We start from the raw sequence: 26,066 nt of genomic DNA on the forward strand, positions 1-26,066 counted from the left end.
CTTTGATGCTAAGGAATTTTTCTTGCATCAGCCATCCAGGATTCGCGACGCTATCTCCTGCACGTCAGAGGATAGTGATTTGGTGCGGGCGATGCGCTGCAGGGCTTTGCGGGCCTTGGCGCGGCGCTCGCTCTCAAGCGACCGCCAGGATCGCAATGCGCCGAGCATGCGGGCGGCAATCTGCGGGTTGAGGCGGTCGAGCGCCAGCACCTGATCGGCCAGGAAGGCATAGCCGGCGCCATCGGGGCGGTTGAACTGGACCGGATTGCCGGAGGCAAATGTACCGACCAGCGCGCGCACCTTGTTGGGCGCGGTGAGTGAAAACAGCGGATGCTTGGTGAGCGCGCGCACGCGCGTGATGGTGCTGTTCAGCGGCGACTGGGCCTGCACGGCGAACCAGGTGTCGATGACGACATTGTCGCCATGCCAGGTGTCGTAGAAATCCTTCAGCGCGGCCTTGGCTTCAGCACCGCCCTTGGCAGCGAGCAGATGCAGCGCGTGGGCGCGGTCCGTCATGTTGGTTGCTTTAGCGTAATGTCTGGCGAGGCGCTTGATGTCGCTCTCGCTGCCCCGTGCGGTCAGCAGAGTGAGGGCGGCATTACGCAGTGCGCGTTTGCCGGCGCTGGCTGCATCCGGCGAGAACGGGCCTTTGACGGCCATGCGGCGATAAAGGTCTTCCAGTTGGGGCCCAAGCGTGCGGCCCACCAGTTTGGAAAGCTGCCGGTGCGCGCGCTGGATCAGGGCTGGATCGACATCCTTGCCGATAATGCGCGCAACATCCGATTGCGTCGGCAGCTTCAGCAACTCAGCGCGGTAGGCCGGTTCCAAGTCGCCGTCGATGAGCGCAGCGCCCAAAGCCCGCGCATACCGCAGCCCGCGGCCCGATGCGCGTTTGCCCGCAGCCATGTTGCGCACCGCCTCGACGAGGGTTTGCGCGGCGTAACTGTTGGCCGCCTGCCAGCGGTTGAACTGGTCGCTATCGGCTGCCATCAGCAACTCGATGTCGGCGTCGGGCAAGTCGACGGTGATGTTGACCGGCGCGGAGAAACCCCGCAACAGCGAAGGCACCGGCTGGGATGGCACGTCGACAAAGCGGAAGCGCTGGCGCCGTTTGGTGAGGTCTATGACGCCGTCGCGCGGTGTGCTGCCGTCCTCAAGTTTCAGGTCGATGTCGTGCCCGTTGGCGCCCAGCAGGCCCACGCGCACCGGAATGTGCATCGGCTTCTTGTTCGGCTGCCCCGGCGTGGGTGGCACGATCTGCTCAAGCTCCAGATCGGCGGTCTTGCGATCCTTGTTATAGGATAGCCGCGCGATGACTTCGGGCGTGCCGGCTTGCGAATACCAAAGCTTGAACTGGCCAAGGTCGGTACCGCTGGCATCTTCAAAGCAGGTGAGGAACTGATCGACGGTTGCCGCTTCGCCGTCGTGACGGTCGAAGTAGAGGTCCATGCCCTGGCGGAAGCCGTCGGCGCCCAGAATGGTCGCAATCATACGCACCAGTTCGGCGCCTTTTTCGTACACGGTCGCCGTGTAGAAGTTGTTGATCTCAACAAAGCTTTCAGGACGCACCGGATGGGCCAGCGGGCCAGCATCCTCAGCGAACTGATGCGCCTTTAACTGACGGACATCGACAATGCGCTGCACCGTGCGCGAGCGTTCGTCTGAGGAAAATTCCTGATCGCGGAAAACCGTCAGGCCTTCCTTCAGGCAAAGCTGGAACCAGTCGCGGCAGGTGATGCGGTTGCCGGTCCAGTTGTGAAAATATTCGTGCGCGATGACGCTCTCGATCGCCTCGAAAATGGTGTCGGTTGCCGTTTCGGGCGAGGCGAGCACCAGGCGGTCGTTGAAGATGTTGAGGCCCTTGTTCTCCATCGCGCCGAGATTGAAATCCGACACGGCGACGATATTGAACACATCCAGGTCGTATTCGCGGCCGAAGCGCTCTTCGTCCCACTTCATGGAACGTTTGAGGGCATCCATGGCCCAGGCGGCGCGGGCTTCCTTGCCGTGCTCAACATAGATGGCCAGATCAACCTTGCGGCCGGACATGGTGCGGAACGTCGAGCTGATCGGCGCCAGATCTCCCCCTACGACGGCGAATAGATATGACGGCTTAGGGTGCGGATCGTGCCAGATCGCATAATGACGTGCGCCGCCGTCGATCATGCCCCGTTCCTGCAGGTTACCGTTTGACAACAGCACCGGAGCGGCGGCCGGGTCGGCCTCGAGCCGCACGGTATAGGTAGCCAGCACGTCGGGCCGGTCGAGGAAATAGGTGATGCGGCGGAAGCCCTGCGCTTCGCACTGGCTGCAATAGACATTGTTGGAGCGATAGATGCCCGAAAGCGCCTTGTTGGCGTCCGGGTTTATGTAAGTCGTGATTTCAAGCGTGAACGGCTTCACCGGCGGTTTGGTCAGCGTCAGCGACGTATCGGTGAGCTTGTAGTCCTTCTTCGTCAGTGCGCGTCCGTTGAGCTTGATGTCGCCCAGTTCCAGATGCTGCCCGTCGAGCTGCAGCGGCCCGCGTTTGACGGCAGCCTTGGGGTTGGCGCGCACCGACAGTCGCGATTTCACCGCAGTGCGGGTGGGATCGAGCGAAATATCGAGGTTGACGCGATCGATGAGATAGGCGGGCGGGCGATAGTCCTTGAGGTGGACGGTCGGTGCGGTCGTATCGCGTTTCATCATTCTCACTCTCAAGCCGGCATATGCGGCATCCGAACCAAGGTGGTCTCGAAAGCCCCATCTGCGGCCAAATTCCAACGCATCACTATACGCAGCGGGACTTAGCGCGTCATGACCGGGCGGGCTCATTTGCCGGCCTCAGGACGTAAAGCCGCGATGAGTTGGTGGCAGCGTTAACAGCCGGTGACGTAGTCTCCAATCGGCTGTGAGCAAGCGGACGCTCGCGGTTTGTGATTGCCCATTGTTTCCCTACCTTACCGGTGTGGGCACGTTTCTCAAAACCTGAAGCGGGCAGCGGTGCGCGGGATCTGAGCAAAAGAAATGAGCATGGGCGACGGACAGGAGACAGGTTCCGGCGATTTCGGCACTGGCGGCAAACGCCAGAAACCGCGCAGCAAAGCCTTTTTCTATCTGCGCGGTGCCATGCTGTTTTCAGCGCTGCTGCTGCCTATGGCGTCCCTGTTGCCGCTCGGTTGGCTCTGGCTCTGGGAGCGGGGCTGGGCGCTCTATTGGATGGCTGCCGCGTTCCTGCTCAGCCTGCTGGCGTTCTCGGTGCAGGCAATTCTGTTGCGTCGCTCACTGGACAAGACACCGGAAGCCCAGTTTGCCGCCGAAGCGGAAGCGCAGTCCGTTGCGCCGGATCCTTCGTGGACCGTGCGTGAGCAGGCGGCGTGGACCGCTGTCGAAGCCATCGCCGCGTCGGTTAAGCCAGCCGAGCTGACCGACCGGGATGCGGTGCTGAACCTCGGCCTGCGTACCATCGAGGCGGTCGCGCGCCAGATCCATCCGCAGGATCGCGACCCGCTGTGGAAGTTTACAATTCCTGAAGCCCTGGCTCTCGTTGAGCAGGTCAGCGGCGACCTGCGTCCGTTTGTGGTCGAGAATATTCCGCTCGGCGATCAGCTCACGGTTGGCCAGGTGATGAAAGTCTATGGCTGGCGTTCGGCCATCGGCGTCGCCTCGAAGGCTTACGACCTCTGGCGTCTCATCCGGCTCGCAAATCCAATCACGGCTGCGGCGCAGGAAGCTCGCGAGCAGATTACCAAGCATCTTTATGCCAACGTGAAAGATCAACTCGCGCGCCAGCTTTCCAGTGCCTATGTGCGCGAAGTCGGTCGTGCTGCGATAGATCTATATGGCGGCCGGTTGCGCGTTTCCGAGACTCAGCTTTCTGGCCACGTGAGCGCCTCGACGCTGCGGGATCGTAGCCGGGAACTCGCGCGCGCCGAGCCGCTGCGAATTCTGGTGGCGGGGCAGGCCGGTGCGGGTAAATCCAGCCTTATCAATGCGCTGTCAAAGGAGGTTCGCGCCATCGTCGACGCGCCCGGCGGAACGCGCGATTTTCAAGCCTATGAGGTGGAGCTGCAAGGCCTCAGCGGTGCAATGGTGATCGACAGTCCGCGCGTTGGGGCCAGCGAAAAGGAGCAGCAGAGCTTTGCCGATCGTGGCAGCGACGCTGACCTCATCGTCTGGGCTATCTCGGCTGATAAAGCTGACGGACGTCTCGATCTGGCGGCGATAACCGGTATTCGCAAGCATTTCACCGGCACGCCGCATCGCCGTCAGCCGCCGATCGTTGTTGCGCTGACCCATGCCGACCGGCTCATGCGTCGTGTGCCGCTGTCCAACGATGACATCGATCTGACGGAAACAGGCGTCGTTGAAATGGTGCGCAAGGTGGCCGAAGGCCTTGGCGTGCCGAAAAACGATGTCGTGCCGGTCAGCCTTGCGCCGCAGTTTCCGCCCTACAACATCGAGCAACTGTCGGAACGCATCGCAGCGCGCGTGCCCGACGCACGGCAGGCGCAGTTGTTGCGGTTGATGGAAGATGCAACGCCCCGCTGGAGTGCAAAGCGGCTTGCGGGGCAGGCGGGCAATGCCGCACGAACCGCAGCGCGGACCATGCTGCCGCGCGTGTTCAAACGCAAATAGCTTTGCTGGATCCGAGTTGGCAGTGCGCAAATACAACGGTGCGCGCTCGATCATCAGCGCCGCAATCTGCGGGCAGCGCCAAGCCCAAACAGAAATGCCGTGGCAACCGTTTGCAAAGCGCCAAAATAATCGACGGCGTTGTGTGCCTCGTCATCAACGGCCTGGGCGATATTCTGCGCGGGTGTGTTGTGATCGTGCTGATACTGATGAAAGCGATCAACGATCCACGGCACCGAAATCGCCAGAGCGCCAAGGATACAGAACGCTCCGGCGAGAGCTGCAACAGCGCCAAGTTTGCCCAGTTCGGGTTCCAATAAAAGATAAGCTGCCAGGATGCCGAGTATCAGCGCTGTGAGAAAGAAGACGCAGGCGATCACCGTCCAGGTGATGCGCCGGGATACGTTCTCGATGGCGGTATGTGTCGCGCGGCTTGCTGCATAGAGAACGGCGTCGCCGATCATTTCAGTCTCCGAACTCGTTTAGACCATGATCGCTTCGGACCCTATCAGTCCGAAGCGTCAATCATCGGTCTCATCAAAGGCTAGAGCGGCATCGCTTTTCGAAGGGAAGCGATCGCGCTCTAGCGTCGGGCCAGAAGGGCGAGCGCAAAGCCGATACCGACAGCGATGCCGGCAGACTGCAGCGGTTTGCGGCGTATGTGATCGGCGACGCGATCATATTGTTCCTGCGCGACGGCCTGAGCGTGCTCCACGGTCTCATGGATTTTGTCCTGAGCCGCATTGGCTGCGCCGCGAATGTTACGTTCGGCCTCAGCGCCGAATTTGTTTTCAGAATAGGAAGCCATGGTTGCTCCTGTCCGTTGAATGAGGTTGGGGGGCGATCGCTTAGCGCGTCATGATGAGGCCAATGACAAAACCAACACCGGCCGCGATCAACGCCGCCTGGGTCGGGTTCTTGCGAATGGCCGTCTCCACGTCGCCAAGCTTTTCCTTCGCCTTGTCCTGCACCTGCTCCATGTTGGCCCCAAGCTGCTCCGAAGCCAGACGCTTAACGGAATCGGCCAGACTGGCGATGTCATCGCGCAGCGACTGCAAGCTATCGCTGGCGTCTGCGGCGGCCGAACGGTCGTTCGGATCGTCGGGTGAGCGATTGGACGAGAACTGCATGGACAACCTCCTGTTGCCGGAATTTACCGGCGGCAAACACCATAACTGAAAGACCTTCGCAAAACGTTGGCGGTAACATCCCGGTTCCGCGAGCCCGTGTTTTGCCTGGTCGGGTGTGCGGGACGCCGGTGAGGAACCGATCCGTCAACCGCAACGTTCAAATGCACACCGATTAAACAGGCAATCTGGTTTGTCCGCTCCCGTTGGGGCTGACGCGGAAGAGGAGCCGAGCCCCATGGCGAACACTGCAAAGCACTCAGAGTCCGAGGCGAAAAACAACGCAAGCGGTAAGGCAACGCGGGCCGGTTCAGGCGGCGCGGAAAGTGCTGAAACGATCGCCGATCTGCGCGCCACCCTCGCGTCACTCGCAAACGAAGTGTCAACGATTGTGGAGCAGCGCAGCCGGGCGGCGGCGTCCGCGGCGGCCGAAGCGGTGAAGCCCCATGTGGATACTGTTCAACAGTCTATCCGCAGGCAGCCTGTTATCTCAATGGCGTTGGCCGCGGGCCTTGGCGCGCTGCTTGCAGTGGCATTGGTTCCGCGCGCACCGCGTCAAAAGACGTTGCGTGAGCGCTGGGTGCCGAACGTAACGCGCGCCGACCTTAACAATCTGGCGGATCAGCTCAGCAGCGCGGTTTCTCGCTTGCACGTGCCGTCAATGCCTTCCATGCCCGATACGTCATCGTTCGAAAGAGTGCTGTCAAAGTTAGCGCACGCCGATCCGACCGGACCGATGAGCAACGCTTTCGATAAGATCGCTGAATGGGCGCTCGGTGCACGGAAGAAGGTAAATGGAAGCGGTCGAAAATAGCGACAATTGATGCGATTGTTGCCGTTAACCCGGGGTCCGTCTCTGATGCCATAGCATAGCTTCCCAGACCGTCAATAAAGCAAGTGTTGGTGGCGCGACGGTGCGGTGAAGGTGAGGGCTATGGGTGATACCAACGTGCTGATGGCACAGGAGCTGAGCGAAGCTCCGACAGCCGTTTTTCAGCAGCAGCAGGCATTGGCGGAGCCACTGGCGGAACTGGTGGCGCGCCTGATCAGCCGTCCGCCGCAAGTGGTTGTGACGTGCGCGCGTGGCAGCTCGGCCCACGCCGCCGCATTCGGCAAACATCTGATTGAGCGCTATGTCGGCCTGCCGGTTTCTCCGGCGGCGCCCAGCATCGCCAGCATTTATGGCGGTGGCCTCAAGCTCAAGGATCAACTGGTGCTTTCGGTTTCGCAGTCCGGCCGAAGCAGCGATCTGCTGGCGCTGACGGAGGGCGCGAAAAAATCCGGTGCGCTGACGGTCGCGATCACCAACGCTGAAGATTCTCCGCTGGCAGACATGTGCGACATCGTACTGCCGATCTGTGCCGGGCCGGAACGAAGCGTCGCTGCAACAAAAACGTTCATCGCTACGGCGGCGGCACTGGCCCGTCTGACCGCGCAATGGTCGGGCGACAAACACCTGCAATCGGCGCTTGATCGCTTGCCGGAACGGCTCGTTGAGGCGGCAGCCCTGGACTGGAGCGCGGCGCTGCCATCGCTATCCGAGGCGCCGAGCCTTGTCACCATTGGGCGCGGCTCAACGCTCGGCATAGCGCGCGAAGCGGCATTGAAGCTGAAAGAAACCTGCAGCCGCCATGCGGAAGCGTTCAGCGGCGCGGAGTTCATGCACGGCCCGGTGTCGCTGGTTGAGGCCGAATATCCCATCATCATGTTCAAGCCCACCGACGCCGCCGCGCCGGGAATGGATGAGCTTGCAGTCAAACTTCGGCGTATGGGGGCGGAACTGTTCGTCGCCGAGCCGGGTGAAAAAGCTGCAGGGCGTTTGCCGGTGTTGCCGCCCGATCAGCCGGAAACCGATGCCATCTGTCTGATACAATCGTTCTACGCGATGGCGGTGGAACTTGCGCAGCGGCTGGAGATCGATGTCGATCGGCCGCGCCATCTCAACAAGGTGACGAGTACGCTATGACGAAAAATGCGCGCCATGCGGTTGCCGCTCCCAATGTCTTCGATGGTGTCGCCGTCCTTCCCGAGCATGCGGTTGTGATCGAAGGCGCGCACATTGTTGATGTGGTGCCTGCGGATTCACTGCCGTCATCCATGCCGGTACTGGAGCTGGGTGGTGATACGTGGCTGGCGCCGGGATTCATTGATGTGCAGGTGAACGGTGGCGGCGACGTGCTGTTCAACGATGCGCCTTCCGCTTCCGCCATCAACACGATCGCAGCCGCGCATCGCCGCTATGGCACCACCGGCATTCTACCCACGCTCATTTCCGATACGCACGACAAGATGTGCGCCGCCATGCTGGCCGCACAGGCTGCGGCGGCTGACAATCCCAGCGTGCTCGGCATCCATTTTGAAGGGCCGTTTTTGTCGCCGGGAAAACCGGGCGTACACAACCCGCAGATGTTCCGTAAGCCCGACGCCGCCGACCTGGAACTACTGACGGGCTGGCCCGCAGGCAACGTGCTGGTGACGTTAGCGCCCGAGCAGGTGCCGCTGGAATTCATCGCCGCTTTATCGCAGGCGGGCGTGCGCGTTTCGCTCGGACACTCGATGGCAACCTACGATGAAACGCAGGCGGCGCTGCAATCCGGCATGACCGGTTTCACGCATCTGTTCAACGCGATGCGCCCCATCGGCAGCCGCGAACCCGGGCCGATCACGGCCGCGCTGGAAGCTCCGGCCGCATGGTTCGGCATGATTGTCGATGGCGTGCACGTAAACCCCGAAGTGCTGCGGATTGCGCTGCGCGGTTACGGACACCCGATGCTGGTGACCGATGCGATGCCCCCGGTTGGCGGCAAACGCGGCAGCTTTACGCTTTATGGCAATGAGATCACGGTGCGCGATGGCCGTTGCACGCGCGAGGATGGCACGCTTGCTGGCGCGGCAATCGATATGGCTAGCTGTGTGCGCAATACCGTGCGCGATCTGCACGTGCCGCTGACGAAAGCGCTATGTTTTGCCTCAACGGAGCCGGCGGAATTCTTGGGGCTTGGAACCGTGTTGGGGCGGCTTGCTCCGGGATTCCGCGCCGACATGGTTGCGTTCGAACCTTTCGACGTCGATGTGCTGGAAACCTGGGTTGCTGGCGTTCCGAACGAGATGGCGGAGCAGGAATCGGCAACCGGTTGACAGCGGCACAAGGCGCGCGGGCAGATGCAACTGCAGTGACCTGCGATGCATCGCGGCGCGCACCGATCAGCGGCCTGCAAAACCGTTGCGCTTGCCCGCTGCGCGTTCGCGCTCCCATCCGAACACCGAACGCCCTTCCAGCTCAATGCTGGCCGCGCGCTCCTGTGCCATGAACGCATCCAGTGACGGTCCGCTGACGGCGCCTTCCAGCAAGCGCGCCTGTGCATCCAGGCGACGCAGTGCAGCCATTGTTTCGTCGTTGCCGAGCCGCGCACGCTCCACCGCGCTTTTGAGCACGCGCAGGGTTTCGTCATACACCTTCACCTGCACCGGGAACGGATGTCCGTCCTTGCCGCCGTGAGCGAGGGAATAGCGCGCCGGATCGTCGAAGCGGCATGGTGTGCCGTGCACGACTTCCGCCACCATCGCCAGCGACCGCACCGTGCGCGCGCCAACGCCCGGAGTCAGCAGCAGTTCAGGGAAGTCGGTAGGGCCACGCTCCGCCGCCGCCGCAAGCGTTGCATGCAGGCGCCGCGTGAACACATCGGACGATCGCACGTCATGATGATCGGGCATGACGAGATGCGGCAGCATCGGCTGTGCTTCGGGCTCCGGCGCTTTATCGTTGTCAGTGAGGCGCGAGAATTCGCGTGCGATACCGTCGGGGCCTATGTCGGCCAGCAGATCGAGCTGCGCAGAGCGCGAGCCACCAGCCCGCCGATCGGTGAGATTGACGATGTTGCCGAGCGTCTCGCCCTCAATGGCGCTGTGTGGAGCATTGACGAAATCGCCCACGTCGCTGGAATGCCAGTGATAGCGGCGCGCCTGCTGGCTGTCGCCGTTCATGCCTTGCTGCACAACCGTCCACTTGCCATCGTCGGTGACGAAAAAGCCATGCAGGTAAAGGTCAAAACCGTCCTGCACAGCGGCGCTGTCAACCTTCGCTACAAGGCGGCTGGCGCGCACGAGTGCATTGGCATCGAACCCCGTGCGCTCACCCAACGCAGCCAGTTCGTCCGGTGTCTTGCGTGAGTGCTTGCCGCGCCCGCCGCAAACGTGCAGCCCGAGTTCGCGTGAGCGCGGCGCCAGACCCCGCTTCAACGCGCCGATGACGCTGGTGGTGATGCCGGATGAATGCCAGTCCATGCCCATCACGGCGCCAAATGACTGGAACCAGAACGGATGCGCGAGACGGCTGAGAAATTCATCGCGGCCGTAATGCAGCACGATGGTTTCGGTGATGACGGCACCTAGAGATGCCATGCGCGTCGCCAGCCAGGGCGGCACGCGTCCAGTGTGCAATGGCAGGTCGGCGCTGCCGGAACGGCGTGGCATGGGCACTCCATCGATTCGATGCTGCGCAGGCTAGCAGATGACAGCGCCTGACATCGTGGCGTGAAAATTTCTGTTGGCAGGAACTCTCCGTCCACGCCGGAATTAGTTCCGCGTAGGCGCAAGCATTTGCGCCCAAACAGCAGGCATATGTGCAGGAGGCAGGGCGATGCCGCGTGGCGAGAAATCGAAATACACAGCAAAGCAGGAGCGCAAGGCCGATCACATTGCTGAAGGCTATGAGCAGCGTGGAGTTGGAGCCAAGGAAGCGGAGCGCCGCGCCTGGGCGACTGTTAACAAGGATGACGGCGGCGGCAACAATCCCGGCGGCTCGGGTCAGGGCAAATCGACCGGCCGGCCCGCAGCACGCAAGGGTGGCAGGCTGGGCGGCAAGGCTTCGGCGGCCCGGCCTGCGGCGGCCCGTTCGGCTTCCGCCAAGAAGGCAGCTGCAACCCGCAAGCGTCGCGCGGCCGCTTGATCGCGGGCCAGACAGCCGCCATGTGTTTCACAGCCCGGCACGCCAGCCCGTTTCCAGTTGGCTGCCGCTTCTGCTGAACGCCATGCGGCTGCTGCCTGGCTGGTGAGGCACGCCGCACGCGAAGGTGAGCCATGGCCGCGCCGCTGATTGTATCCATCCCGCACACGCTTTCGCGTGAAGAGGCACTACGCCGCTTGCGTGAAGGGATGCATAATCTGCCGCAAAGCAACCTCGTTGCGGTCGAGCCACAACCATGGAGCGGTGACCGGATGGCGTTCACGGTGCGGGCGCTGGGGCAATCGGTGCCCGGATCGCTTGAGGTTCTCGATCAGGCCGTGCGCATCGAAGTGATGCTGCCGGGGCTGCTGCAAAAGCTGTGGGAGCCGCTGAAGACAGTTCTGCTCGGACGCACCAAGGCCCTGCTTGAGAAGAAATAGCCGCGGGAATCGGCCAACTTGCGCACGCTGAGCGAGCGCCAAATATTCGCGCGCGGTACCCCCTGGCGTAGCAGATCAGGGCGGCTTTGACCGATTGGCGGCGAATGTTGTTGCGGTTCGGCTACACGCCCACGGGAAATGGCACTGAAGTGCTAGCCTTGCCGTGCGGGCGCCCAATATTGGCGGCACAATTGAGGCTCGATTTGTTGAGGGGATGAGGATTCATGCGAACAGCATCGACCCTAGGCGCCGCCATCGTAGCTGTTGCTCTGTTGGCGTCTCCGGCGTTGGCGTTCGACGTGCAGCAGAGCGGCGGGCACGAAGGTAGCGGCTCGGCAAACTTTGCGCCGGACGTTGGCGGCGGTTCGTCGGGCGTCAGCATCGACACCGACCTGCGCAGCCAGCTTGGTCTGGCGGAGAGCAAGGCTGCCGAGGGCACGGCCCGTACGGGGCTGCAGTTCAGCGGTGACATGTACCGTGGCGCAAGCAGGCTTAACCCATCCAGCATGGGGTTTGACGAGCGTCCGTGGGTGGTTCCGCGCAACCGCGCCGGACGTGACTGACGTTCGCGCGCGTTCTCGGGATGACGATCGCTTCCTGACTGAGACTCAAATGTTGCTCAACGGCCGGTCCTCGCCCGGCCGTTTTTTCATGTGCGGCTGCTGGCAGCTGCCGCCGGGACGCCATCACCCGCCGCCGCTGGCATAAAACTCGATCGCGAGCAGGCCGAGGCTTACAGCAAATCCGGCGGCCGGCACCCAGATTGGAATCGTGACGCAGCCTTCCGGGGCAGGCACGCGGTCCAGCTTCAGTTTGACGAGCGCGGCGTTGACGAAGGCAAACACAACCAGCGTCACGCGAGAGCTGGCCTCGGCCAGTTTCTCAATCGGGAACGCCAGCGCCAGAGCCAATACCAGGACCACGACGATGGCGGTTGCGAGAACCGGCGTGTGCGTCCGGCCGTTCACCGCGCCCAGCCAGTCGGGCAGCAGCCCCTGCGAAGCCATGCCGTAGATCACGCGTGAACCCATCACCATGAACACAACGATGCCGTTGATCGTCGCCGCGATGGCGATGGCGGTGATGACGCCGGGCGGCGCACCGGTGACGCGTTCGTAGACCAGGCTTAGTGGCGCGTCGGAGGATGCCAGCTCGGTATGGGGCACGGCGATCAGCGCCACCCATACAACCATCATGTAGAGCACGGTGACGATGACCAGGGTGAGGAAGATGGCGCGCGGTAACGTTTTCGCCGGGTCCTTCACTTCCTCGGCCAGATTGGCCAACCCCTCAAAGCCCGTGAAGGCGAAGAACGCCAGCAGCACGGCGCCGAATATGCCGGACATCACCTTCGCGTCGGCAAGGCCATGCCAAGCTTCGGGCAGCCGCTCGAACAGTTCCGGCGTGTGATAGGCAGCGCCGATAGCGATGATAAGCACAAGACCGCCGGCCTCAACGATGGTCATCGCACCGGCGAACGTCACAGATTCCCTGATGCCCCATGCTGTAAGCGCGCCCAGCAGCACCACGACGGTGGTAACGATGGCTGCCGATGGGATGTCCAGAAACACGGATATATAGCCCGCACTGCCACGGCTGACCGTGGCGGCGGATATCACCGCGATGCCCACAACCAGAAGCCCCACGAGGCGCGCCAGCATGTCGGAACGCAGTCCGGCTCGCACATAGGTTGCTTCACCGGCACTGCGCGGCATGCGTGAGGAAAGCTCGGCAAACGCCGCTGCGGAAGGAACCATCACCAGTGCGGCGAGCAGAAACGATAAAGGCGCGTGCGCTCCGGCGCGGGCCACGGCGGGCGCGATGAGCACATAGATGCCAGCGCCGATGGTGACGCCCAGCCCATAAAGAACGCTTAGCGTCAGTCCGAGTGACCGCCGCAGCTTTGGTTCCGATGGGCTTGCCCTTTCGGTTGCAGTTTTGCCTGCCAACGGCCTCTCCATCGGTGCTGGTTGCATCGGTGCAATCTCGTCGACAAACTATAGCGATGGCGGTCTGATCACGGTGATATTTGTTTCCGACTGCGCTGACGCATATCATTGTCATCGAGAAAGGCCAGATGGTGTGTGATGCGTCACTGCCACCTTTTCGGGAATGTTGCTCCCCACCGATGCAACCGACGTGGCACGGGTGCAAGATCGGTAACTGAGAGGTCCAGGAAAATGCGTTTGCACCTTGCAGCATTAGCTCTTGTTACGATGTTTCTAGGGGCATCAGCACATGCGGCCTTGAAGACGGGCGCATCTGCGCCGGAGTTTTCTGCCCGTGCATCATTGGGCGGCAAGGAGTTTGATTTTCAGCTTTCCGAGGCGCTTAAGAAAGGGCCCGTGGTGCTGTACTTTTACCCTGCCGCCTTCACGCGCGGATGCACGCTTGAGGCGCATCTGTTTGCCGAAGCAATGGATGAGTTTGCCGCGCAGGGTGCAAGTGTCATTGGCATGAGCGGTGACGACATCGAAACGCTGAACCGCTTCTCGACCAGTGAATGTCGTGGTAAGTTTCCGGTCGCCTCCGATGCCGACCGCAAGATCATGCAGGCGTATGACGCGGTGATGCCCCATCGTCCAGAATACGCCAACCGCATCTCGTATGTTATCGCCCCCGACGGCCGCATCATTCTCGAACACACATCGCCCGATCCGCATGGCCACGTGGAAAAGACGCTGGAAGCAGTGAAAAAGTGGAAGGCGGGGCAGGCGAATTAGCGGATATCCAGCCGCTTTGGAGCGATGCGGTTGAGCCGTCGCAGCCGAGCTCGCCTAATTTGCGCGGCCATAAGCAGTCCTAATTTCGCGATCTGGTGGACTATGGGTTTCGCAATCCTGCAAACGGCCATAGGTTTTGAGCAACCTTGAAACGTGAACTTGTCGACTGCCGCTACGGTCGCATAGGTGGTGCGCTTTCAGCTGAACAGAACGAATGTCGAAGAGGGCAGAATGGCGATTTACGCGTGCCAGACACCGGGTGGCTCCATCGAAGTAACAGAGCGGGGCCACGGGCAGATTGCGATTTTTGTTGATGAACTGGGCGAAGTGACTGCGATCGATCTGCCTGCGGAACAGGCGGCGGATCTGGCCCGCGCCATTCTTGCGCATCTGGAGCAGAAGGCGACCAGCTAGACCGTGATAGCTTCGGATCGTTACGTCGGAAGCGCAAATCAGCCCGAAATAAAAAAGCGCTCCGTATGGAGCGCTTTTGTTTTTTGCATCGATGTGCGTCGCGCGACCGCTAAGCATGTCGCGCAGCGATCAGGTATCAGGTGGTCAGCTCTTTTGCCGGACCGGTTTCAATCGGCAGGCTTTCATCCGCGCCCCATTCAGCCCAGCTACCATCGTAGACGGCGGCCTGGTTCTGACCCAGAACGGCCAGCGCGAGCGACAGGATGGATGCCGTAACGCCCGATCCACACGTGGTGATCACTGGCTGACGCCAGTCGATGCCGGCATCGGCGAAGATCTTGCCAATCTCTACTTCAGTCTTCAGCGTTCCATCGGCGTTGATCAGAGTCTGCGAAGGCACGCTGCGGGCGCCCGGAATGTAGCCTGCACGAAGGCCGGGGCGGGGTTCTGCCTCGGCGCCTTCGAACCGTGCCGCAGGGCGAGCATCGACAATCTGCGTGCGCTTTTTCAAAGCCTGCTTGATGTCGTCAACATCGCGGATCAGCGATGAGTTCATCAGCGGCGTGAAATGGCGCTCAGTACGCCGAACAGGCGTGCCATCTTCCAGCGGACGGCCTTCCGCCTTCCACTTCTTCAGCCCACCATCGAGTACGGCGACATCCTCGTGACCCATCGCGCGGAACGTCCACCACGCGCGGGCGGCCGAGAACAGCCCATGGGTGTCATAGACCACGATGCGCATGCCATCGCCCACGCCCATCTTTTTCATGCGCGAGGCGAACTTCACCGTCGAAGGCAGCATGTGGGGCAGTGTCGACTTTTCATCCGTCAGATCGTTGATGTCGAAGAACATCGCGCCGGGAATATGCTCAGCGAGATACTCAGCCTTAGGATCGCGGTTTGCCGTCGGCAAGTGCCAGCTTGCGTCCATGACGATCAGATCCGGGGCATCGAGATGCGAGGCGAGCCAATCGGTATCGACGATCCACTTCTTCGCACTTTCCTGCACGTTGCCCTCTCTTTAGACGAGTTTGAGAATTCGGTTCGGACCGTTCGGTGACGGCGCCAGCTAGCGACATAGGGAAAAGCGACAGAACCGGCAAGGATGCAAGCTGCGCTTTAGGCTGCGTTCGCTAGCCGCTGGCCGTAACATCGGGAAGCATTCCGTTATCGTGCATCAGCCAACCGGGCACCGGCAGAGCCTTTTCTTGCAGGAACGCCGGATTGAATAGCCGCGACATGTAACGGGTGCCGCTGTCGCACAGCATCGTCACGATAGTGTGACCGGGCCCCAGATCTTTCGCCAGCCGAATGGCGCCGGCGACATTGATGCCGCTGGAGCCGCCGAGGCACAGCCCTTCCTCTTTCGTCAAAGCAAAGAGGACGTCGAGCGCTTCGGCGTCGGAGATGCGATAGGCGGTGTCGATTGGGGCGCCTTCCAGGTTGCGGGTGATGCGGCCCTGGCCGATGCCTTCGGTGATGGAGGAGCCCTCGGCCTTCAGTTCGCCGGTGGTGTAATAGGAATAGAGCGCGGAGCCGTGCGGGTCGGCCAGAGCGATGCGCACGTGGGCGCTTTTGGCTTTCAGCCCCAGGGCGACACCACCGAGCGTGCCGCCTGAGCCGACTGCAGCCACGAAGCCATCGACCTTGCCAGCGGTGCCGTCCCAGATTTCGGCGGCGGTCGTGTCGCGGTGGATATCGCGGTTGGCGACGTTATCGAATTGGTTGGCCCAGATGGCACCTTTGGGCTCGGTGGCGGCGAGGGCCTCGGCAAGGCGCTCGGAATACTTCACGTAGTTGTTCGGGTCGCGGTAGGGTACCGCCGGAACCTCTACAACCTGAGCCCCCAGCATCCGCAGCGCGTCTTTTTTCTCCTGCGACTGGGTGACCGGGATGACGATCACAGTCCGGAGGCCGAGGGCGTTGCCGAGCACGGCTAGCCCGATGCCGGTGTTGCCAGCGGTGCCTTCGACCACTGTGCCGCCCGGTCGCAGGCGGCCGCTGTTCATCGCATCCGAAAGAATGCCGAGCGCGGCGCGATCCTTGACCGAGGCGCCGGGGTTCATGAACTCGGCTTTGCCCAGAATGGTGCAGCCAGTCACCTCGGAGGCGCGGCGCAGGCGAATAAGGAGGGTATGGCCGACGGCGGCGACCACATCTGAAGCAGGTGGCAACGGGAGGGCTCCGTTAAGGATAGGCTTCACAAGCTATCGGCAGGATCAGAACGCCGCAACCGGTGGGGATAGGGCAGCGGGCAAGCTCAGCATACTCGCGGCTGCCGCCCGGCACTGTCGTTTACCATTCTTTTGCTGCGGCACCTCAAATGACCCCTGAAAGGGCGTTGCCTTTTGCGGGGTGCGCCAGATATACATGCGGCCGATCGATCCCGACAGCCCAGAAACTCGCTTCTGGCGAGAGGTCCGGCCTTGCGCCGAGCCTGAAGGCGGGGGCGACGCGCGGGCGTGGCGGAATTGGTAGACGCGCTGGATTTAGGTTCCAGTGCCGCAAGGCGTGGGGGTTCGAGTCCCTCCGCCCGCACCACGCTCCCGGCAGCAGGAATTCAAGCGGCCCCCGTCGGCTGATACGAGCAGGTTGGAGAAAAATGCAGATTACCGAAACCAGCAGCGAGGGTCTGAAGCGGACTCTGCAGGTTGTTGTGCCGGCAGGCGAGATCACCAAGCGCTTTGACGATCGCCTGGATCAGATGAAGGATCGGGTGCAGCTCAAGGGCTTCCGCAAGGGCAAAGTGCCTGTCGCTCACCTGAAGCAGATGTATGGCCGCTCGGTCATGGCCGAGGTTGTGCAGGAGGCTGTTCGCGACAGCTCCAATCAGGCGCTGGCCGACAAGAAGATGCGCCCCGCCATGCAGCCGGACCTGAAGCTGCCGGAGGATGAGGCCGAGATCGAGCGTGTGCTCTCCGGCCAGGCCGATCTGTCGTATTCGATGAGCTTCGAAGTTCTGCCGCCTATCCCGCTGACCAACTTCGAGGATCTGAAGCTCGAAAAATTCGTGGCCGATGTCGACGAAGAGTCCATCGAGAAGGCCGTCAGCGAACTCGTTGACCGCAGCGTTACCTTCACCGCCGAAGAGGGACGCGTTTCCTCGACGGGTGATCAGGTAACGGCTGATTTTGCCGGCAAGATCGACGGCGAAGCCTTCGAAGGTGGCACCACGGAAGACGCGGTGATCGTGTTGGGTCGTGGCAACTTCATCCCGGGCTTTGAAGAGGGCCTGACGGGTGTGAAGGCTGGCGACGAGAAGGACATTACCGCGACGTTCCCTGCCGACTATCCGGTTGCGGAGCTGGCCGGCAAGGAAGCCATCTTCTCGGTGAAGGTGAAGGAAATCGGCGCACCGGTACGTCCGGAAGTCGATGAGGAATTCGCCAAGTCGCTGGGCGCTGAAAGCCTCGATCAGCTCAAGGAATATCTGCGCGAGCGGATCGGCAACGAGTACGCCGGTGTGTCGCGCCAGAAGCTGAAGCGCGATCTGCTGGATCAGCTTGAAGAGCGCCACGACTTTGAACTGCCGCCGTCGCTGGTTGAGGCTGAATTCAACGGCATCTGGGGCCAGCTTGAGGAAAACCTCAAGCGTTCGCGCAAGACGCTGGCCGATGAAGGCAAGACCGAGGAAGAGGCCCGCGCCGAGTACCGCAAGCTCGCAGAGCGCCGCGTGCGCCTTGGGCTGGTGATCGGCGAAATCGCCGAGAAGAACGAGCTCAAGATCACGCAGGACGAAATGCGTCGTGCGCTGATGGAACAGGCCCGTCGCTTCCCCGGCCAGGAAAAGCAGGTCTACGAATACTACGAGAAGACCCCGGGTGCGCTGGCTGAGCTGCGTGCGCCGATCTTCGAGGAAAAGGTGGTCGATTTCATCGTCGACAAGGCGAAGCCCATCGAGCGGAAGATCCCCCGCCAGGAGCTGTTCGCCAAGCTCGATGAACTCGACAGCTAATGCGGTCTCGATGGGGTCTGGCTCTGGTGGGCCGGGTCTCAACCAAAGGGGAGCGGGCGGTTTTGGGGCCCGCGTATTTGCCCCTTAAAGAATAGCGATGGAGAGCCATGAGGCTCTCCATCTAAGGTGTCAGCATTCTCCCCCGGATGCGTGATCCTTTCGCAGTTTGCTGCCTGTGGTCGCGCCGCTTGGGGCTTGCGCGGGCGGGCGGCACTGCCCAAGAAAGACACTGCAAGGTCGGCGTGATTCGTCCGCCGCCTCCCCGAATTCAACAAAGGAAATGGGCCATGCGCGATCCGGTCAGCACAATCACGAACACCTTCTGGCCGATGGTGGTTGAGCAGACAGATCGTGGCGAGCGCGGCTATGATCTGCCCTCGCGCCTGCTCAAGGAGCGCATCATCTTCGTAACGGGCCCCATTGAGGACCATATGGCTGCATCGATCTGTATGCAGCTTCTGTTCCTTGAGGCGGATAATCCGAAGAAGGAAATCTCCATGTACATCAACTCGCCGGGCGGTGTCGTCACGGCGGGCATGGCGATCTACGATACGATGCAGTTCATCCGTCCGCAGGTTTCGACGCTGTGCATCGGCCAGGCGGCGTCGATGGGTTCGCTGCTACTCTGTGCGGGCGCAACAGGTATGCGTTTTGCGCTGCCCAACGCTCGCATCATGGTTCACCAGCCTTCAGGCGGGTTTTCCGGTCAGGCCTCGGATATCGAGCGCCACGCCGAGGACATCATCAAGATGAAGCGCCGCCTGAACGAGGTCTACGTGAAGCATACCGGCCAGCCGTACGAGATGATCGAGCGCACGCTGGACCGCGATTACTTCATGACCGCCGAGCAGGCGCAGGAATTTGGCATCATCGACAAGGTGCTGACTGAGCGGGCGGCGGCAGAGACTGCGGCCGAAGAGCCCAAGAGCGCCAGCTAACCCAGAACTGCAGGCAGGTCAGCGGGCTGCGGTGCCATTGCCGCACTTGCCCCGCTTGGCAAGGGCGGCCATGCTACCCATCTGTCCCCTCCCAAGGGGGCAGACCAAGGGGTTGAGATGGTGCGCCGCGGTAGCCTCAGGCTTGCCATCAAACGTCGCCATAAATCTGTGGCAATCGCGTCGCTGCGGGGTAATCGGGACCATTATCCGTTAATCCAATCTTGATCTACGGAACGCTAGCGTGCTGAGATCAATGTAATGGACTCGGGTACCGCTTCCTCAGGTGGGACGAGACAGGAATCTTCCAAGGCGGGCGCCGGCTGATCCAGCGCTCGAGCGACCCGAGGAGGGGTAAGACAACCGAGATGGCTCAAGAGAAAAACACTCTCTATTGCTCGTTTTGCGGCAAGAGCCAGCATGAGGTGCGCAAGCTCATTGCCGGCCCGACTGTGTTCATCTGCGATGAATGCGTTGAGCTGTGCATGGACATCATCCGGGAAGAGAACAAGAACACCCTGGTGAAGTCGCGCGACGGCGTGCCCACTCCGCAAGAGATTTGCGCGGTTCTGGACTCGTACGTAATCGGTCAGTATCACGCCAAGCGCGTGCTTTCGGTGGCCGTGCACAATCATTACAAGCGCCTGAACCACGCTTCGAAAAACAACGACGTCGAACTCGCGAAGTCGAACATCCTGCTGGTCGGTCCGACCGGCTGCGGCAAGACGCTGTTGGCCCAGTCGCTGGCGCGGATGCTGGATGTTCCGTTCACGATGGCAGATGCCACGACTCTGACCGAGGCGGGCTATGTCGGCGAGGATGTCGAGAACATCATCCTGAAGCTGCTGCAGGCCGCTGACTATAACGTCGAGCGTGCGCAGCGCGGCATCGTCTATATCGACGAGGTCGACAAGATTTCGCGCAAGTCCGACAATCCGTCGATCACCCGCGACGTGTCGGGCGAGGGCGTGCAGCAGGCACTGCTGAAGATCATGGAAGGCACCGTTGCCTCCGTGCCTCCGCAGGGTGGCCGCAAGCACCCGCAGCAGGAGTTCCTGCAGGTCGACACGACCAACATCCTGTTCATTTGCGGTGGCGCCTTCGCCGGCCTCGACAAGATCATCTCGCGTCGCGGCAAGGGCACGTCGATCGGTTTCGGTGCAACGGTGAACGACGCGGAAGAACGCCGCATGGGCGAGATCCTTCGCGAAGTGGAGCCGGAAGATCTGTTGAAGTTCGGTCTCATCCCCGAATTCATCGGTCGTCTGCCGGTCATCGCCACGCTGGAAGACCTCTCCGAGGATGCGCTGGTCGAGATTCTGTCCGAGCCCAAGAACGCGCTCGTGAAGCAGTATCAGCGCCTGTTCGAGATGGAAGACGTGAAGCTGTCGATCACCAACGATGCGCTGAAGTCGGTGGCCCGCAAGGCTATCGAGCGCAAGACCGGTGCCCGCGGCCTGCGTTCCATCATGGAAGGCATCCTGCTCGATACGATGTATGACCTGCCCTCGATGAAGGGTGTGGAAGAGATCGTTATCGGACCGGAAGTGGTTGAAGGCAGTGCGCGGCCGCTTAGGATCTACTCGGAGCGGGCCGACGAGAAGGGTTCAAGCGCTTCGTGATCGGAGCACTGATGCTTGAACTGCTCCGCCCCGTGGGATGGCGGAGTTTCCCGGACGATGCGGCACCGTCGCGGTACTGGCCGCGCGGATAGCTCTTGATCCAGAGGCGGTAGGCACCCATTTTTATGAGTGTGCCGCCTTCGGATTGTTGTGAGATGTCGAAGGCGGTGAGTTTTCACAGGCTCGTGCGGCGTCCGCCTCAAAAGTGCCCGGGCATGCGTGCCAGATGCCCGGATCGAGCGTCGAGAAGACGTGGGGAACTCCAATTTCTCCGACAACACTCGGCGCAGGAGCAGGCGGCCAGATAGGTAGCGAAATGGGCGACGACACCAACACCGAAGAAAAGACCGCAGGTAAGGGCCTTTACCCTGTCCTTCCGTTGCGCGACATCGTCGTGTTCCCCTACATGATCGTGCCGTTGTTCGTGGGACGCGATAAGTCGATCAACGCGCTCGAAGAGGTGATGCGTTCCGACAAGCACATCCTGCTTGCCGCGCAGAAGAACGCTGGCGATGACGATCCGGCGACCGACGCCATCTATCCGGTTGGTACGCTGGCATCGGTGCTGCAGCTTCTGAAGCTGCCGGACGGCACCGTGAAGGTGCTGGTCGAAGGCGCATCGCGTGCGCGCATCATCAGCTACACCGAGAACCCGAACTACTTCGAAGCCGAGGTTGAGCCGGTTGAAGAGGCTGTCGGTGCCAAGGAAGAGATCGAGGCGCTGGCCCGTTCGGCCGTGACGCAGTTCGAGAGCTATGTGAAGCTCAACAAGAAGATCTCTCCGGAGGTGTTGGGCAACGTCGCGCAGATCGAGGACTACTCGAAGCTGGCGGATACGATCGCCTCGCATCTTGCGATCAAGATTGCCGACAAGCAGGAAATCCTGGAGACGGCGACGATCTCGGAGCGTCTGGAGCGCGTCTACACCCTGATGGAGAGCGAGATCTCCGTGCTGCAGGTGGAGCGCAAGATCCGCTCGCGTGTAAAGCGCCAGATGGAGAAGACGCAGCGCCGATACTATCTCAACGAGCAGATGAAGGCGATCCAGAAGGAGCTCGGTGATAGCGACGAGCGCGATGACATCGCCGAGTTCGAAGAGAAGATCGAGAACACCAAGCTTTCGAAGGAAGCCCGCGACAAGGCCCTGGCTGAGCTGAAGAAGCTCAAGCAGATGAGCCCGATGTCGGCGGAAGCCACAGTCGTGCGCAACTATCTCGACTGGCTGCTGTCGATCCCGTGGGGCGTCAAGGGCAAGGTCAAGAAGGATCTCGACGAGGCGCAGAACGTTCTCGACGCGGAGCACTATGGCCTGGACAAGGTCAAGGAGCGCATCCTTGAGTATCTCGCCGTGCAGGCGCGCACTAACAAGCTGAAGGGGCCAATCCTGTGCCTCGTTGGCCCGCCCGGCGTCGGCAAGACCTCGCTCGGCAAGTCGATCGCGAACGCGACCCGGACGTGAGTTCGTGCGCATGAGCCTTGGCGGCGTGCGCGACGAAGCGGAGATCCGTGGTCACCGTCGCACGTATATCGGATCGATGCCCGGCAAGGTTATCCAGTCGATGCGCAAGGCGAAGCGGACTAATCCGCTGTTCCTGCTCGACGAGATCGACAAGATGGGCGCGGACTTCCGTGGCGATCCGGCAGCGGCGCTGCTGGAGGTGCTCGATCCGGAACAGAATGGTTCGTTCAATGACCATTACCTCGAGGTCGATTACGACCTGTCGAACGTGATGTTCGTGACGACGGCCAACACGCTGAACATTCCGCCGGCCCTGATGGACCGTATGGAGATCATCCGTCTCGCCGGTTACACGGAGAACGAGAAGATCGAAATCGCCAAGCGCCACCTCATTCCGGGGCAGCGTCAGGCGCATGGTCTTGAAGTGGCTGAATGGACGGTGGGCGACGACGCGCTGTTGCAGCTCGTGCGCCGCTACACCCGCGAAGCGGGCGTTCGCTCGCTCGAGCGTGAAGTTGCCAAGCTGGCTCGCAAGGCGGTGAAGGAGATCATCACCACCGAGAACAAGACTGTGCACGTTTCGGCTGGAGAACCTCGAATCCTATCTCGGCGTGCCGAAGTATCGCTACGGCGAGGCTGAGCTTGAGGATCAGGTCGGCATCGTGACCGGTCTTGCGTGGACGGAAGTTGGCGGCGAACTGCTGACGATCGAAGGCGTGATGATGCCCGGTAAGGGCAAGATGTCGGTCACCGGTAACCTGCGCGATGTGATGAAGGAAAGCATCCAGGCAGCGAACGCTTACGTGCGGTCGCGGTCGGTTGACTTCGGTATCCATCCTTCGCTGTTCGAGAAGAAGGACATCCACGTGCACGTGCCGGAAGGCGCGACGCCGAAGGATGGTCCCTCGGCCGGTGTCGCGATGGCTACGACGATCATCTCGGTGCTGACGGGTATTCCGGTGCGCAAGGATGTCGCCATGACGGGCGAGATCACGCTGCGCGGCCGGGTGCTTCCGATCGGCGGATTGAAGGAAAAGATGCTGGCGGCTCTGCGCGGTGGCATCAAAACCGTCATTATCCCTGAAGAGAACGTTAAGGACCTCAGCGAGATTCCGGACGAGATCAAGAACAAGATCGACATCGTTCCGGTGGCTCGCGTTGATGAGGTGCTGAAGACGGCACTTGTCAGGCTGCCGGAGCGCCTCGTGTGGGACGAAGCGGCGGAAGCCGCTGCTGTAAAGGGCGAAGAAGGCGCAGCGGGCTCTCGCGCCACTGCACATTGATATCTCGCGAAATGCACACATCGCGGCACTCGCCAAAGGTGTGATGCGCAACTAAAGAGCCCCGCGCTTCGGCGCGGGGTTTTCCATTGGCGTCATGTGCAGGTCAGAGCGCGCATTTCCCCATGTTTTTCGGGCAAATTGGCGCCTTTTCCCACTTGACGCGGCTTTGTATTGGGCGCTTCTCTGACCCCACTGTTGCGGCTTTAAGCAACACGCGCGGGCGCCCCATCGCTTCGCCCATGCCCCCCAAGTCGCAAATTCCGAACATGAAGGACGGAACCAGATGAGTAAGAAAGATTTGATCGACGCTGTCGCCAAGGATGCCGAGCTGACCAAGGACAAGGCGACCGAAGTTGTCGACGCGGTGATCGCGCACATCCGGGCTGCAATGAAGGGCGGCAGTGAAGTTCGCATTCCTGATTTCGGCACCTTCAAGGTTGCTGACCGCAAGGCGCGCGAGGGCCGCAATCCGGCGACTGGCGAGACGATCAACATTCCGGCTTCGCGCGTGCCGAAGTTCACGCCGGCGAAGGGCCTGAAGGATGCGTTGAACTAAAAGCGCACCTGTGGCGGAAGCCAACGGTTCTGAAACGCGTCGTGGGGCAGCCTGCGGCGCGTTTTTCGTTTCGTCCATAGAACACGCTTTGTTCACATCGATGGCGTCGACGTCTTGGCACGTGAAGCGGCTGCTGGCTGTTGAGTGGCGTGCGCTCCCAATACTGCAGTGTGCCCTGCGGATCGACTACGTAGCCTTCCGCGCGATCTGGACGGCTTCTGGCCCGGATCTGTGTGGCGTGGGCCAACCTGCGGCATCAGTGCTATGATGGAAAGTCCAGGGGAGGCGATCGAGGGCCTTGCGGCCCGCGCCGACGACGGGTATGTGTCGCGTACTTCGACGTGCTGGTATCGAGAAGCGGCAACCGCTATTCTGGAAGCACCGAAGGGCGATTAGCTCAGTGGTAGAGCGCCTCGTTTACACCGAGGATGTCGGGAGTTCGACCCTCTCATCGCCCACCATCGCTTTTACCAAATTTCCTGAAAAAGTTACGATAAGCAGCGCGCTCCACGAGGCGCGCCCTGGTTCGACGAAACTTTTCGTCATTGCAATCGACGAATTCGGCGACCGCCTGCCAAGCCTTGGCATCAAGTCTCCAAGAAATTAGCCGCGTATCCCGCATCGGACGGGATAGCGCAGCTGTCGGTCACGTGATCGATAGTTAGCGCGGCGCGGATACGCGCGTGCTTAGCTTTCAACGTTGCGGCTCGGTGCGGGCGCGGCGCCACATCATCTCAACCTCAATCATCAAAATGCGGAGCACGACGCTGTGGCCAACAGTGAACGCCAGATCGTCATCACCGGCGGGCCGGGCGCAGGCAAGAGCACGCTGGTAGCGGCGCTGGCCCGACATGGCGCTGCTGTGATGCCGGAAGCTGGTCGTGCAATCATCCAGGCTCAAGACGCAATTGGCGGTGGTGCTCTGCCAAATGTGGATCGGCGGTTGTTTGCCGAGCTGATGCTGTCATGGGATCTGCGCTCCTACCGCGAGGGTGCGGAGAGGAACCGTCTCACTTTTTACGATCGGGGCATTCCCGATTGCATTGGTTATCTCGAACTGAATGGCATGCCGGTGCCGAACCATTTCGAAATCGCCGCGCGTATGCACCGCTATGGCCGCCACGTGTTTGTTGCGCCGCCATGGGCGCAGATATTCACGCAGGATGCGGAGCGCACGCAGTCATTTGATGAAGCGGTCGCAACCCACGATGCGATCTGCGCTGTCTACCGACGGCTGGGCTACGAATTGATTCCGTTGCCATGCGGCACGGTTGATTCCCGCGTGGGCATGGTGTTGGCCGAGATCGCCACGTCGCTGCGTTGTGGCGAGGGACCTTGAGGGCGGCGTATGCCGCTATGGCAGATTGGCGCATCGGCTCACCGCCGTCCGGCGACGCTTTGGCTGCGACCTGAGATATTGCGCGGTAAAATCGCGTTTCGCGGTGGTCGGGTCCACAGCGAAACCGTACAGACTGGATGACTGAACAGAATTTTTCTTCACAGCCACCACAGCGCTGCTTGACTTCCATAGGCGAGCCACGTAATTGATCACCCGTGGTCAGCGCGCCCCTTCGAGGCGCGCATTTTTGACTGCGGGAGTAGCTCAGTTGGTTAGAGCGCCGGCCTGTCACGCCGGAGGCCGCGGGTTCAAGTCCCGTCTCTCGCGCCACTATTTCAATGGCTTAGACCGTCGATCATGTGGCTGTGATACTTTTCGGCCCGGCGCTGTGACACTTCCAGCCGGGTTTTGTTCTTGCAACTTCTCCCTCCCCAACCGCCGCGCTGCATCAACATCAACGGACCTGACGCAGTTGCGCAGGTAAGTATGTCTTGCAGCTTATTGGAAGTGGCGATGGTGTTGGCCATCTTGGCGGACAGCTTGCTCGGCTGCACTTTTCCGGTCACGGCCTCCACGGCTCCCGAGCGGCGAAAGTCTGACGGGATCCGGCCCAAACAGTTTCAAGGGCACTGCCCTGTAGTCGTCGCCGAGCGT

Annotated in this window: 24 protein-coding genes, 3 tRNA genes and 1 pseudogene; 19 read left to right on the forward strand and 9 right to left on the reverse strand. The window is 61.3% G+C overall.

Features of this window, described 5'->3' with window-relative positions:
• Window positions 1-27: 27 nt before the first annotated feature.
• Window positions 28-2,685 carry an aminopeptidase N gene (gene pepN, locus QEZ49_RS03460; RefSeq protein WP_280385064.1) on the reverse strand — a complete coding sequence of 886 codons (2,658 nt, stop codon included), beginning with the start codon at window positions 2,683-2,685 and terminating at the stop codon, window positions 28-30.
• 321 nt (window positions 2,686-3,006) lie between these two features.
• On the opposite strand from pepN, the gene QEZ49_RS03465 reads away from it, so the two are divergent.
• Entirely contained in the window at window positions 3,007-4,617 is a 1,611-nt protein-coding gene (locus tag QEZ49_RS03465) for a GTPase domain-containing protein (protein ID WP_280384256.1), read from the forward strand.
• A 53-nt stretch (window positions 4,618-4,670) separates the two neighbouring features.
• On the opposite strand, the gene QEZ49_RS03470 is transcribed toward QEZ49_RS03465, so the two are convergent.
• From QEZ49_RS03470 to QEZ49_RS03480, 3 genes are all read right to left on the reverse strand, one after another.
• Window positions 4,671-5,078, reverse strand: coding sequence for a hypothetical protein (locus QEZ49_RS03470; RefSeq protein WP_280384258.1), 408 nt, complete (start codon window positions 5,076-5,078; stop codon window positions 4,671-4,673).
• A gap of 119 nt (window positions 5,079-5,197) precedes the next feature.
• A complete protein-coding gene (locus QEZ49_RS03475; protein ID WP_280384259.1) occupies window positions 5,198-5,422 on the reverse strand; it encodes a hypothetical protein in 225 nt (74 codons plus the stop codon).
• Between the two features lie 40 nt (window positions 5,423-5,462).
• Window positions 5,463-5,744, reverse strand: coding sequence for a DUF883 family protein (locus QEZ49_RS03480; protein WP_068458894.1), 282 nt, complete (start codon window positions 5,742-5,744; stop codon window positions 5,463-5,465).
• A 235-nt stretch (window positions 5,745-5,979) separates the two neighbouring features.
• Here QEZ49_RS03480 and QEZ49_RS03485 point away from each other — a divergent pair, with 235 nt between their 5' ends.
• The 3 genes from QEZ49_RS03485 to nagA all read left to right on the forward strand — a co-directional run bounded on the left by QEZ49_RS03485 (window position 5,980) and on the right by nagA (window position 8,879).
• Window positions 5,980-6,555 (forward strand): hypothetical protein, encoded by a 576-nt coding sequence (locus tag QEZ49_RS03485; protein WP_280384262.1) that lies wholly within the window; start codon window positions 5,980-5,982, stop codon window positions 6,553-6,555.
• A gap of 120 nt (window positions 6,556-6,675) precedes the next feature.
• Complete coding sequence (locus QEZ49_RS03490) at window positions 6,676-7,707, forward strand: SIS domain-containing protein (protein WP_280384264.1); 1,032 nt, start codon at window positions 6,676-6,678, stop codon at window positions 7,705-7,707.
• Window positions 7,704-8,879, forward strand: coding sequence for an N-acetylglucosamine-6-phosphate deacetylase (gene nagA, locus QEZ49_RS03495; protein WP_280384265.1), 1,176 nt, complete (start codon window positions 7,704-7,706; stop codon window positions 8,877-8,879). Before QEZ49_RS03490 ends, nagA begins: the two co-directional genes overlap by 4 nt.
• Before the next feature lie 66 nt (window positions 8,880-8,945).
• On the opposite strand, the gene QEZ49_RS03500 is transcribed toward nagA, so the two are convergent.
• Window positions 8,946-10,214 carry a DUF763 domain-containing protein gene (locus QEZ49_RS03500; RefSeq protein ID WP_280384267.1) on the reverse strand — a complete coding sequence of 423 codons (1,269 nt, stop codon included), beginning with the start codon at window positions 10,212-10,214 and terminating at the stop codon, window positions 8,946-8,948.
• A gap of 166 nt (window positions 10,215-10,380) precedes the next feature.
• On the opposite strand from QEZ49_RS03500, the gene QEZ49_RS03505 reads away from it, so the two are divergent.
• The 3 genes from QEZ49_RS03505 to QEZ49_RS03515 all read left to right on the forward strand — a co-directional run bounded on the left by QEZ49_RS03505 (window position 10,381) and on the right by QEZ49_RS03515 (window position 11,689).
• The gene (locus QEZ49_RS03505) at window positions 10,381-10,689 is read left to right on the forward strand and encodes a plasmid stabilization protein (protein WP_280384269.1); all 309 of its coding nucleotides are present in this window, start codon (window positions 10,381-10,383) and stop codon (window positions 10,687-10,689) included.
• A 131-nt stretch (window positions 10,690-10,820) separates the two neighbouring features.
• Window positions 10,821-11,126, forward strand: a complete 306-nt coding sequence (locus QEZ49_RS03510; protein ID WP_280384272.1) for a polyhydroxyalkanoic acid system family protein — start codon at window positions 10,821-10,823, stop codon at window positions 11,124-11,126.
• Window positions 11,127-11,350: 224 nt separating this feature from the next.
• Window positions 11,351-11,689 (forward strand): hypothetical protein, encoded by a 339-nt coding sequence (locus QEZ49_RS03515; protein ID WP_280384274.1) that lies wholly within the window; start codon window positions 11,351-11,353, stop codon window positions 11,687-11,689.
• A 123-nt stretch (window positions 11,690-11,812) separates the two neighbouring features.
• Here the strand turns inward: QEZ49_RS03515 and QEZ49_RS03520 are convergent, their stop codons facing one another.
• Window positions 11,813-13,075 carry an amino acid permease gene (locus QEZ49_RS03520; protein WP_280384276.1) on the reverse strand — a complete coding sequence of 421 codons (1,263 nt, stop codon included), beginning with the start codon at window positions 13,073-13,075 and terminating at the stop codon, window positions 11,813-11,815.
• 231 nt (window positions 13,076-13,306) lie between these two features.
• Between QEZ49_RS03520 and QEZ49_RS03525 the strand changes: the two genes are divergently transcribed.
• Together QEZ49_RS03525 and QEZ49_RS03530 are read left to right on the forward strand one after the other, a co-directional pair.
• Window positions 13,307-13,849, forward strand: coding sequence for a peroxiredoxin (locus tag QEZ49_RS03525; protein ID WP_280384277.1), 543 nt, complete (start codon window positions 13,307-13,309; stop codon window positions 13,847-13,849).
• Window positions 13,850-14,080: 231 nt separating this feature from the next.
• Complete coding sequence (locus QEZ49_RS03530; RefSeq protein WP_068458944.1) at window positions 14,081-14,263, forward strand: hypothetical protein; 183 nt, start codon at window positions 14,081-14,083, stop codon at window positions 14,261-14,263.
• A gap of 136 nt (window positions 14,264-14,399) precedes the next feature.
• Here the strand turns inward: QEZ49_RS03530 and sseA are convergent, their stop codons facing one another.
• Window positions 14,400-15,272 (reverse strand): 3-mercaptopyruvate sulfurtransferase, encoded by an 873-nt coding sequence (gene sseA, locus QEZ49_RS03535; RefSeq protein WP_280384278.1) that lies wholly within the window; start codon window positions 15,270-15,272, stop codon window positions 14,400-14,402.
• A 124-nt stretch (window positions 15,273-15,396) separates the two neighbouring features.
• A complete protein-coding gene (locus tag QEZ49_RS03540) occupies window positions 15,397-16,437 on the reverse strand; it encodes a cysteine synthase A (RefSeq protein ID WP_280384279.1) in 1,041 nt (346 codons plus the stop codon).
• A 282-nt stretch (window positions 16,438-16,719) separates the two neighbouring features.
• Here QEZ49_RS03540 and QEZ49_RS03545 point away from each other — a divergent pair.
• From QEZ49_RS03545 to QEZ49_RS03590, 10 genes and pseudogenes are all read left to right on the forward strand, one after another.
• Window positions 16,720-16,804, forward strand: a tRNA-Leu gene (locus QEZ49_RS03545).
• Window positions 16,805-16,865: 61 nt separating this feature from the next.
• Window positions 16,866-18,218, forward strand: coding sequence for a trigger factor (gene tig / locus QEZ49_RS03550; protein WP_280384281.1), 1,353 nt, complete (start codon window positions 16,866-16,868; stop codon window positions 18,216-18,218).
• Window positions 18,219-18,505: 287 nt separating this feature from the next.
• Window positions 18,506-19,156, forward strand: coding sequence for an ATP-dependent Clp protease proteolytic subunit (locus QEZ49_RS03555; RefSeq protein WP_280384284.1), 651 nt, complete (start codon window positions 18,506-18,508; stop codon window positions 19,154-19,156).
• 365 nt (window positions 19,157-19,521) lie between these two features.
• Window positions 19,522-20,775 carry an ATP-dependent Clp protease ATP-binding subunit ClpX gene (clpX, locus tag QEZ49_RS03560; RefSeq protein ID WP_068458949.1) on the forward strand — a complete coding sequence of 418 codons (1,254 nt, stop codon included), beginning with the start codon at window positions 19,522-19,524 and terminating at the stop codon, window positions 20,773-20,775.
• 316 nt (window positions 20,776-21,091) lie between these two features.
• Window positions 21,092-23,517: pseudogene (lon, locus tag QEZ49_RS03565) on the forward strand (endopeptidase La).
• A gap of 283 nt (window positions 23,518-23,800) precedes the next feature.
• Complete coding sequence (locus tag QEZ49_RS03570) at window positions 23,801-24,073, forward strand: HU family DNA-binding protein (RefSeq protein WP_068458951.1); 273 nt, start codon at window positions 23,801-23,803, stop codon at window positions 24,071-24,073.
• Window positions 24,074-24,340: 267 nt separating this feature from the next.
• On the forward strand, window positions 24,341-24,469 hold the full coding sequence (locus QEZ49_RS03575) for a hypothetical protein (protein WP_280384288.1): 129 nt from the start codon (window positions 24,341-24,343) through the stop codon (window positions 24,467-24,469).
• Window positions 24,460-24,534: transfer RNA gene (locus QEZ49_RS03580), tRNA-Val, on the forward strand. The genes QEZ49_RS03575 and QEZ49_RS03580 overlap by 10 nt, the downstream gene beginning before the upstream one ends.
• A gap of 308 nt (window positions 24,535-24,842) precedes the next feature.
• A complete protein-coding gene (locus tag QEZ49_RS03585; RefSeq protein WP_280384289.1) occupies window positions 24,843-25,412 on the forward strand; it encodes an AAA family ATPase in 570 nt (189 codons plus the stop codon).
• A gap of 253 nt (window positions 25,413-25,665) precedes the next feature.
• A tRNA-Asp gene (locus QEZ49_RS03590) sits at window positions 25,666-25,742 on the forward strand.
• Window positions 25,743-25,747: 5 nt separating this feature from the next.
• Here the strand turns inward: QEZ49_RS03590 and QEZ49_RS03595 are convergent.
• Window positions 25,748-25,978 (reverse strand): hypothetical protein, encoded by a 231-nt coding sequence (locus QEZ49_RS03595; RefSeq protein WP_280384291.1) that lies wholly within the window; start codon window positions 25,976-25,978, stop codon window positions 25,748-25,750.
• Window positions 25,979-26,066 lie beyond the last annotated feature (88 nt).

Source organism: Hyphomicrobium sp. D-2 (genome assembly GCF_029872155.1).
Classification (GTDB): Bacteria; Pseudomonadota; Alphaproteobacteria; order Rhizobiales; family Hyphomicrobiaceae; genus Hyphomicrobium_A.

Bases quoted from the DNA above. Each gene is read 5' to 3' on its own strand.
- QEZ49_RS03570 (WP_068458951.1), top strand. From the start codon at position 23,801: ATGAGTAAGAAAGATTTGATCGACGCTGTCGCCAAGGATGCCGAGCTG.
- QEZ49_RS03575 (WP_280384288.1), top strand. From the start codon at position 24,341: ATGGAAAGTCCAGGGGAGGCGATCGAGGGCCTTGCGGCCCGCGCCGAC.
- clpX (WP_068458949.1), top strand. From the start codon at position 19,522: ATGGCTCAAGAGAAAAACACTCTCTATTGCTCGTTTTGCGGCAAGAGC.
- QEZ49_RS03475 (WP_280384259.1), bottom strand. From the start codon at position 5,422: ATGGCTTCCTATTCTGAAAACAAATTCGGCGCTGAGGCCGAACGTAAC.
- nagA (WP_280384265.1), top strand. From the start codon at position 7,704: ATGACGAAAAATGCGCGCCATGCGGTTGCCGCTCCCAATGTCTTCGAT.
- QEZ49_RS03480 (WP_068458894.1), bottom strand. From the start codon at position 5,744: ATGCAGTTCTCGTCCAATCGCTCACCCGACGATCCGAACGACCGTTCG.
- QEZ49_RS03485 (WP_280384262.1), top strand. From the start codon at position 5,980: ATGGCGAACACTGCAAAGCACTCAGAGTCCGAGGCGAAAAACAACGCA.
- QEZ49_RS03490 (WP_280384264.1), top strand. From the start codon at position 6,676: ATGGGTGATACCAACGTGCTGATGGCACAGGAGCTGAGCGAAGCTCCG.
- tig (WP_280384281.1), top strand. From the start codon at position 16,866: ATGCAGATTACCGAAACCAGCAGCGAGGGTCTGAAGCGGACTCTGCAG.
- QEZ49_RS03510 (WP_280384272.1), top strand. From the start codon at position 10,821: ATGGCCGCGCCGCTGATTGTATCCATCCCGCACACGCTTTCGCGTGAA.
- QEZ49_RS03515 (WP_280384274.1), top strand. From the start codon at position 11,351: ATGCGAACAGCATCGACCCTAGGCGCCGCCATCGTAGCTGTTGCTCTG.
- QEZ49_RS03470 (WP_280384258.1), bottom strand. From the start codon at position 5,078: ATGATCGGCGACGCCGTTCTCTATGCAGCAAGCCGCGCGACACATACC.
- QEZ49_RS03465 (WP_280384256.1), top strand. From the start codon at position 3,007: ATGAGCATGGGCGACGGACAGGAGACAGGTTCCGGCGATTTCGGCACT.
- QEZ49_RS03530 (WP_068458944.1), top strand. From the start codon at position 14,081: ATGGCGATTTACGCGTGCCAGACACCGGGTGGCTCCATCGAAGTAACA.
- QEZ49_RS03555 (WP_280384284.1), top strand. From the start codon at position 18,506: ATGCGCGATCCGGTCAGCACAATCACGAACACCTTCTGGCCGATGGTG.
- QEZ49_RS03505 (WP_280384269.1), top strand. From the start codon at position 10,381: ATGCCGCGTGGCGAGAAATCGAAATACACAGCAAAGCAGGAGCGCAAG.
- pepN (WP_280385064.1), bottom strand. From the start codon at position 2,685: ATGAAACGCGATACGACCGCACCGACCGTCCACCTCAAGGACTATCGC.
- QEZ49_RS03525 (WP_280384277.1), top strand. From the start codon at position 13,307: ATGCGTTTGCACCTTGCAGCATTAGCTCTTGTTACGATGTTTCTAGGG.
- QEZ49_RS03500 (WP_280384267.1), bottom strand. From the start codon at position 10,214: ATGCCACGCCGTTCCGGCAGCGCCGACCTGCCATTGCACACTGGACGC.